10 protein-coding genes are annotated in these 7,270 nt (G+C 70.2%); 6 read left to right on the top strand and 4 right to left on the bottom strand.

Annotated features, from left to right (window positions below):
• Positions 1-340 (bottom strand): NAD(P)H-dependent oxidoreductase (locus AB7U92_RS18270; protein WP_428580137.1); only part of this gene is annotated, 340 nt, incomplete at its 3' end.
• A gap of 75 nt (positions 341-415) precedes the next feature.
• On the opposite strand from AB7U92_RS18270, the gene AB7U92_RS18265 reads away from it, so the two are divergent.
• Genes AB7U92_RS18265 through AB7U92_RS18245 form a run of 5 tightly spaced genes read left to right on the top strand, consistent with a single transcriptional unit; the run spans position 416 to position 4,440 of the window.
• Positions 416-1,030, top strand: coding sequence for an AAA family ATPase (locus tag AB7U92_RS18265; protein WP_428580134.1), 615 nt, complete (start codon positions 416-418; stop codon positions 1,028-1,030).
• Entirely contained in the window at positions 1,027-1,479 is a 453-nt protein-coding gene (locus AB7U92_RS18260) for a MaoC family dehydratase (protein ID WP_428580131.1), read from the top strand. The genes AB7U92_RS18265 and AB7U92_RS18260 overlap by 4 nt, the downstream gene beginning before the upstream one ends.
• 10 nt (positions 1,480-1,489) lie before the next feature.
• On the top strand, positions 1,490-2,227 hold the full coding sequence (locus tag AB7U92_RS18255) for a response regulator (RefSeq protein ID WP_428580128.1): 738 nt from the start codon (positions 1,490-1,492) through the stop codon (positions 2,225-2,227).
• Positions 2,206-4,041, top strand: a complete 1,836-nt coding sequence (locus AB7U92_RS18250) for an ATP-binding protein (RefSeq protein WP_428580125.1) — start codon at positions 2,206-2,208, stop codon at positions 4,039-4,041. Before AB7U92_RS18255 ends, AB7U92_RS18250 begins: the two co-directional genes overlap by 22 nt.
• Before the next feature lie 39 nt (positions 4,042-4,080).
• Entirely contained in the window at positions 4,081-4,440 is a 360-nt protein-coding gene (locus AB7U92_RS18245; RefSeq protein ID WP_428580123.1) for a DUF805 domain-containing protein, read from the top strand.
• Between the two features lie 83 nt (positions 4,441-4,523).
• Here AB7U92_RS18245 and AB7U92_RS18240 read toward each other — a convergent pair whose 3' ends face one another.
• Genes AB7U92_RS18240 through AB7U92_RS18230 form a run of 3 tightly spaced genes read right to left on the bottom strand, consistent with a single transcriptional unit; the run spans position 4,524 to position 6,326 of the window.
• Positions 4,524-5,354: a segregation and condensation protein A gene (locus tag AB7U92_RS18240; RefSeq protein WP_428580140.1), complete on the bottom strand. Its 831-nt coding sequence runs from the start codon at positions 5,352-5,354 to the stop codon at positions 4,524-4,526.
• 49 nt (positions 5,355-5,403) lie between these two features.
• Positions 5,404-5,607 carry a DUF3460 family protein gene (locus tag AB7U92_RS18235; protein ID WP_428580120.1) on the bottom strand — a complete coding sequence of 68 codons (204 nt, stop codon included), beginning with the start codon at positions 5,605-5,607 and terminating at the stop codon, positions 5,404-5,406.
• A 47-nt stretch (positions 5,608-5,654) separates the two neighbouring features.
• Positions 5,655-6,326, bottom strand: a complete 672-nt coding sequence (locus AB7U92_RS18230; protein ID WP_428580117.1) for a hypothetical protein — start codon at positions 6,324-6,326, stop codon at positions 5,655-5,657.
• Positions 6,327-6,424: 98 nt separating this feature from the next.
• Here AB7U92_RS18230 and AB7U92_RS18225 point away from each other — a divergent pair.
• On the top strand, positions 6,425-7,270 hold an 846-nt coding region (locus tag AB7U92_RS18225), incomplete at its 3' end, for an inorganic triphosphatase (RefSeq protein ID WP_428580114.1).

Below are 7,270 nucleotides of genomic sequence, written 5' to 3'. Positions count from 1 at the left end.
CGTGGCCGCCCGGGCCGTAGGCCCAGCCGAAGGTCAGCACCTCGTCGAGCCAGAGCTTCATCAGCGGCGGCATCGCATACCAGTGCACCGGGTGCTGCCAGACCACCAGCCTCGCTGCCGCCAGCCGTGCGCGCTCGGCGGCGGTGTCGATGTCGTAGTCGGGGTACAGGGCGTACAGGTCGCGCACTTCCACGCGCTGCGGCTGCGCCGCGGCCAGCGCGCCCGCTGCGCGCATCATGGCCCGGTTGACGCGCGACTGCTCCATCTGCGGGTGCGCCACGAGCACCAGCACCTCGGCGCCGGGCTGGGGTGCGGGGTCAGGGCTGGCGTGGGGTTGCAAGGGATGGGGAGGGGGTCGGGGTGCCGCTACCATACCCGCAAACCCCGACAAACAACGACGAGGACGGAGGTCCGCATGCCGGTGATCGTGGTGGCCAACCCCAAGGGAGGCGTTGGCAAGAGCACGCTGTCGACCAATCTCGCGGGCTATCTCGCTTCCCGCGGGCATGCGGTGATGCTCGGCGATGTCGACCGCCAGCAGTCGGCGCTGACCTGGCTGTCGCTGCGACCGCCGCAACTGCCGGCCATCGGCAGCTGGGACACCCACGGCGAGGTGGTGCGCCCGCCCAAGGGCACCACGCACGTGGTGCTCGACACCCCCGCCGGCCTGCACGGCAAGCGCCTCGACGAGGTGATGAAGCTGGCCGACAAGGTGATCATCCCGATCCAGCCGAGCATCTTCGACATCCATGCCACCCATGCCTTCGTCGGCGAGCTGCTGGCACACCGTCGCAGCGACAAGGTGAAGTTCGGCATCGTGTGCATGCGTGTGCGCGAGGGCACGCTGTCGGCGGACCACCTGCGCGCCTTCGTCGAGAAGCTCAAGGTGCCGCTGATCGGCCAGCTGCGCGACACGCAGAACTACGTGCACCTGGCTGCCCGCGGGCTGACGCTGTGGGACGTGGCCCCCTCGCGTTTCGAGCGCGACCTGGCGCAGTGGCAGCCGATCGTCGAGTGGGTGGACGCATGAGGAAGTTCGCCTCGCTCGAGGAGCTCGCGGCCTGCCTCGGCCAGGAGGTCGGCACGAGCGACTGGATCACCATCAACCAGCGGCACATCGACGAGTTCGCCGAGGCCACTGGCGACCGGCAGTGGATCCACGTCGACCCCGTGCGCGCGGCGGCCGGCCCGTTCGGCACCACCATCGCGCACGGCTTCCTCACGCTGTCGCTGCTGCCGCAGATGGCCGACACGGCGATCGAGCTCGGCGGCGTCCGCATGGGCGTCAACTACGGGTTGAACAAGGTGCGCTTTCCGGCGCCGGTGCCGGTCGGCAGCCGGCTGCGCGGGCACTTCAAGCTGGTGTCCTTCGAGCCCATCGAAGGCGGCGCGCAAATCACCATGGAAGTCACGATGGAGCGCGAGGGTTCGGCCAAGCCGGTGTGCGTGGCCGAGTCGCTGTCGCGCCGCTACGTCTGAGGAGTCCGCCATGAAGGTGCTGCTGATCGACGACCATCCGCTGATCCTCTCGGCGCTCAAGAGCGTGATCCAGGGGCTGGGCGATGGCGTCACCGTGGTCGGCGCGGCCAGCGCCAGGGAAGCGCGCGAGACGCTCGCCGCCGACCCCGACTTCGACCTCGTGCTGCTCGACCTCGCCCTCGGCGACGCCCATGGCTTCGACGTGCTCACCGAGTTCCGCGCCCAGTACCCGGCCGTGCCGGTGGTGGTGGTCTCGGCCTCCGACCGCAGCAGCGACGTGATCCACGCCATCGACCTCGGGGCGATGGGCTTCGTGCCCAAGCGCGCCAGCAACGACGTGCTGTTCGAGGCGCTCAACGTGGTGATGTCCGGCGGCATCTACGTGCCGCCGATGACGCTGCGTTCCTTCGACAGCGACGGGCCCTCCGGCACCGCCGCGGCCGGCGCCGTGCCCACCGCGCTGAACACGGTGCGCGAGCAGGCCGAGGCCGGCGAGGTGCAGAAGGCGCCGCCGCTGGCCTCGCTGGGCCTGACGCCGCGCCAGACCGACGTGCTCGCGCTGCTGCTGCAGGGCAAGCCGAACAAGCTGATCGCGCGTGACCTGAACCTGTCCGTCGAGACGGTGAAGGATCACGTCGCCGCCGTGCTGCGCGCGCTCAACGTCAGCTCGCGCACGCAGGCGGTGCTGGCGGTGAGCCAGATGACGCACCAGGGCGGCCTCAACGCATGGCGCACGCCCCCGCGCTGAACGCCACGCCGCCCGAGCCGGCTGCGGCCGCCCAGCGGCACTCCGCCCTCGGCGAGGAGGTGCTCGCCGTCTACGCCTACGCGCCGGCCACGCTGGCCGGGCTGGCGGCGGGCTTCGGCATGCTGCTGCTGCTGTTCTGGAACAGCCTGCCGCTGGCCGTGCTGCTGCCCTGGGCCGCGCTGTTCATCGGCCTGTGGGTGGTGCGCATCGTGCTGGCGCAGGCCTTCCGCCGCACGCTGCGCCGCGACGGCATCACCGACTGGCAGGCCTGGCGGCTGCGCTGGAACATCCTGACCATCGCCTCGGCCGGCGCCTGGGGCCTGTCGGGGTGGCTGTTCTACACCCGCGGTCTGGGCATCCAGCAGACCGGGCTGATCCTGGTCATCTACACCTTCTGCATCGCCGCGGTGCCGGTGATGGCCAACCAGCCGCGCATGTTCCTCGCCTACGTGGCGATCTGCTTCGGTCCGCTGGTGTGGCGCATCGCCACCGGCGGCGAGGAGCACAGCCTGCGGCTGGCCGGCATGCTGGTGATCATCATCACGCTGACCACCTTGCTGGCGCGCAACTACCGTCAGGCGCTGCAGCGGGTGATCGAGCTGAAGCTGCGCGCCGACGGGCTGCTGGAGGAGCTTCGCATCGAAAAGCAGGCGGCCGAGGCGGCGCGCTACGAGGCCGAGGTGGCCAACCGCGCCAAGACGCAGTTCTTCACCGCCGCCAGCCACGACCTGCGCCAGCCGCTGCACGCCATGGGCCTGTTCGCGGAGGCGCTGCGCCAGCGCACCCACGAGCCCGAGGTGGCGCACCTCGTCAACAGCATCAACGCCTCCGTCGATGCGCTCGAGGGCCTGTTCTCCGAACTGCTGGACATCACCCGCATCGACGCCGGCGGCGTGGAGGTGCGGCCGCAATCCTTCGAGCTGGAAGACATCCTGCGCAAGCTGCGCCTGCACTACGAGCCCACCGCCTTCGAGAAGGGACTGGCACTGACGCTGCGTGGCGGCCGTCGCGTGGTGCATGCCGATCCGCTGCTGGTCGAGCGCATCCTGCGCAACCTCGTCAGCAACGCGATCCGCTACACCAACGACGGCGGCGTGCTGGTCGGCGCGCGGCAGCGCGGCGACAAGGTGCTGGTGCAGGTGTGGGATTCCGGCCTGGGCATCCGCGAGGAAGAGCAGGCCAAGGTCTTCGAGGAGTTCTACCAGGTGCCCAACACGCCGGCGGTGGCGCCGCACCAGCGCAAGGGCCTGGGCCTCGGGCTGGCCATCGTCAAGCGGCTGGCCGACCTGATGGGCGCGCCGATCACGCTGCGCTCGCGCGCCGGCCGCGGCACCGTGTTCTCGCTGGAACTGCCGGTCGGGACGATGCCCCGGCCGCAGCCTGCCTCGCTGTCGAGCCGCGCGATGGCCGGCCTGACGCTCGACGGCCGGCTGATCGTGGTGGTGGAAGACGAGCCCGCGGTGCGCAGCGGTCTGGAGGTGCTGCTGCAAGGCTGGGGCGCGCAGGTGGCGTCGTTCGACAGCGTGGCCGACAGCCTCGCCTGGGCGGCGGCCGCCGACCCCGCGGTGGTGCGGCCCGATCTTTGCATCGTCGACTACCGGCTGGAGAGCGGCCGCAATGGCGTGGAAGCCATCGCGGCACTGCGTGAGCGCTTCGGCGCGCGGCTGCCGGCCATCGTGGTGACGGGCAGCACGATGAGCACGCTCGACAAGGAGGCCCAGGAGAAGGACTTCCACCTGCTGCTCAAGCCGGTGGTGCCGAACAAGCTGCGCGCGATGATCGCCTTCAAGCTGGGCGCGAAGGCCTCGCGCTGACATTCAACAACGATTGAACAACGACAGGGAGGGCTCGAGATGAACTGGTTCGTGGCCGTGGTGAGGAAGTACGCGGTGTTCAGCGGCCGCGCGCGGCGCAAGGAATACTGGATGTTCGCGCTGATCTACCTGCTGATCGCGATCGTGCTGGCCATGCTCGACGGCATGCTCGGCGGCGCGGGCATCCTTGGCGCCATCTTCGGCATCGCGTTGCTGCTGCCCAGCCTCGGCGTCACGGTGCGCCGCCTGCACGACACCGACCGCAGCGGCTGGTGGGTGCTGGTCGGTTTCATCCCCTTCGTCGGCTGGATCGTCCTGCTGGTCTTCATGTGCCTGGTCGGCACCTCGGGCGGCAACCAGTACGGCGAGGACCCGCTGCAGGCCGCCGAGCCAGCCTGAGCGGCGGGAACGGTCCGGCGCCGGGCCGCCCCAAGTCGGACGGCGCCCCTCGGGGGCAGGAGCGCAGCGACTGGGGGGCTCTGTCAGGCCGGCTCGTAGGCCAGGCGCACGTAGATCGGCGCGAAGGCCTCGGCCTGGGTGATCTCGAGCAGGCGCTCCCGCGCCAGTTCGAGCATGGCGATGAAGGTCACCACCATGACCTGCGGGCCCCGCGAGGTCTCGAACAGGTCCTCGAACAGCGCGAAGCGGCGGCCTTGCAGACGGCGCAGCACGATGCTCATGTGCTCGCGCACGCTGAGCTGCTCGCGCGTGATGGTGTGGTGCTGATTCAGCTTGGCGCGGCGCAGGATGTCGGCCCAGGCGGCGCGCAGGTCGTCGGCGTCGACGTCGGGGAAGCGCGGCGCCAGCGACTGCTCGATCGTCACCTGCGCTCGCAGGAAGTCGCGGCCGAGCAGCGGCAGCGCGTCGAGCTTGGCCGCGGCGAGCTTGATCTGCTCGTACTCGATCAGCCGGCGCACCAGCTCGGCGCGCGGATCCTCGGGTTCCTTGCCGTCTTCCGTCTTCTTCGGCGGCAGCAGCATGCGCGACTTGATCTCGATGAGCATCGCCGCCATCAGCAGGTATTCGCTGGCCAGCTCGAGGTTGGTCTTGCGGATCTGGTCGACGTAGGCGAGGTACTGGCGCGTCACGTCGGCCAGCGGGATGTCGAGGATGTTGAAGTTCTGCTTGCGGATCAGGTAGAGCAGCAGGTCCAGCGGGCCTTCGAATGCCTCGAGGAAGACCTCCAGCGCATCCGGCGGGATGTACAGGTCCGTCGGCATGGCGAACAGCGGTTCGCCGTAGAGCCGCGCCACGGCGACGTGGTCCACCGCCGCCGGCGGCAGGGCCTGCACGTCGGGCGTGGGCGGGGGCATGTCGGGCACCTCGGGTGCCGCGGCGTCGTGGCTCATCGCCGGCCGGAGCTCAGTGGCCCTTGGTCTGGTAGACGTAGGGCTGCTGCGGCACGCGGGCGGCCCGGTATTCGGCCTGGGCCTCGCGGTCGACGGGCTTGTCCCAGAGCAGGGCACGGCCGGCCTGCTGTTCCTGCTCCAGCGTGGGGCGGGCGGCCTTCAGCTGGTCGAGGAACGTGGTGACGTCGGATTGGTAGGGTTTCCAGAAGAGCGGCATGGCGGCGATTTTATCCGCCGCCCCCCGACAGCCGGCTGACGGCCCGGTCAGGCCTCCACCCGCCGCAGGTTCTGCGCGCCGGCGAAGAACTGGTGCGGCTCGCCGAGCATCCACTTGGCCAGCTCGTCCAGCCGCGCCGAGCCGACCTCGATGGCCGGCAGCTCCAGCGTGATGGTTTCGAAGCCGTCGAAATTCATCACCTTGAAGTGCAGCCGGCCGTTGTCGTGGTCGGGCGTGACGTGCACCGCCAGCGCGAAGTCGACCGCCACCTCGTAGCGCATCTCGATCAGCTTGTTGTTGTCGGGGTTGCGCACCGCCTTGGCATGCACCGGCGCGCCGCCCTGCGCGAGCTTCGCGTCGATCTTCTCGATGTCGGGCAGGAAGTCCTTGGTGAAGGCAGCACGCTGCCCGTTGCGCAGCCGGCCGTGCATGGCCACGTAGTCGCAGACGTCGTTGCCGCGCAGCTTCTTGCGCCGCGTGTCGACCTTCAGCTCGGTGATCGGCAGCTGCTCGAACACCAGGCGGCGGTCGAGCGCATAGCGCGTCTTCGACACCGGCTTGAGCACGTCGAGCTGGCGGATCAGGGTGTCGACATAGCTGAATACCGTCTTGCAGGCGGCTTCGACGAGCAGCCCGTTGCGCTCGGCCGTGGCCAGGTCCACGGTCTGCCCAGCCTTGGCGGCTTCGGCCTGCCGCTTGAGGTCGTCGAGAAATCCCACAGTCTTCTGATCTTTCCGTGATGACGGGCAAAAGCATAGCGCAGCCCATGCAGGCCACTTTCATCAAGCTCGGGGGTGGCATCTGACAAGATCGACCCATGATTGAGATCGAGCTGAAGTTCCAGGTGCCAGCGGACCGACGTGCGCGTGTCGAGGCGGCGGTGGCAGGGCGCTCGACAGGGCGGCCGCTGCGCCTGCAGGCCGCGTACTTCGACACCGGCGACGGCCTGCTGGCGCATGCCGGCGTCGCCCTGCGCCTGCGACGCGAGGGCACGCGCTGGGTCCAGACGCTCAAGGCCAGCGGCGCTGACGCGATGACGAGGCTCGAGCACAACGCGACGCGCCGCGAGCGCAGCGCGGCCCTGCCGGAGCTCGACCTCACCCTGCACCTGGGTACGCCCGCCGGAGAGCGGCTGGCCGCGTTGCTGGCCGCGCGGCCCGGCGCCGAGCTGTCCTGCCGCTACCGCACCGACATCCGCCGCACGGCGCGCACGCTGCGCCGCCACGGCGCCGTGATGGAGCTGGCCTTCGACCAGGGGTTGATCGCCGCCGGCGATGCCTCGATGCCGGTGTGCGAGCTGGAGATCGAGCTGCTCGAGGGCACTCCCGCGGCCTTGCTCGCCGTGGTCGGCGAGTGGGTGCAGCGCCACGGGCTGTGGCTGGACACGCGCAGCAAGGCCGAGCGCGGCACGCTGCTGGCCGAGGGCACGCCGCGCGCGGCGGCGCGCAAGTCGGCACGTGTGTCGCTCGACGACGGCATCGCGATGCCTGCCGGACGCCGGCAGGTGCTGGGCGAATGCCTGCAGCAGGTGGCGATCAACGCCAGCCAGCTGGCCAGCGGCGACTTCGGCGACGAGCACCTGCACCAGCTGCGCGTCGGCCTGCGGCGGCTGCGCACCGCGCTGCGCCTGTTCGCGCCGGCGGGCGCGGCCGATCCGCTGGAA

It is taken from the genome of Piscinibacter sp., from assembly GCF_050175855.1.
Classification (GTDB): Bacteria; Pseudomonadota; Gammaproteobacteria; order Burkholderiales; family Burkholderiaceae_C; genus Piscinibacter.
This window is presented reverse-complemented; position numbering and strand designations above follow the sequence as displayed.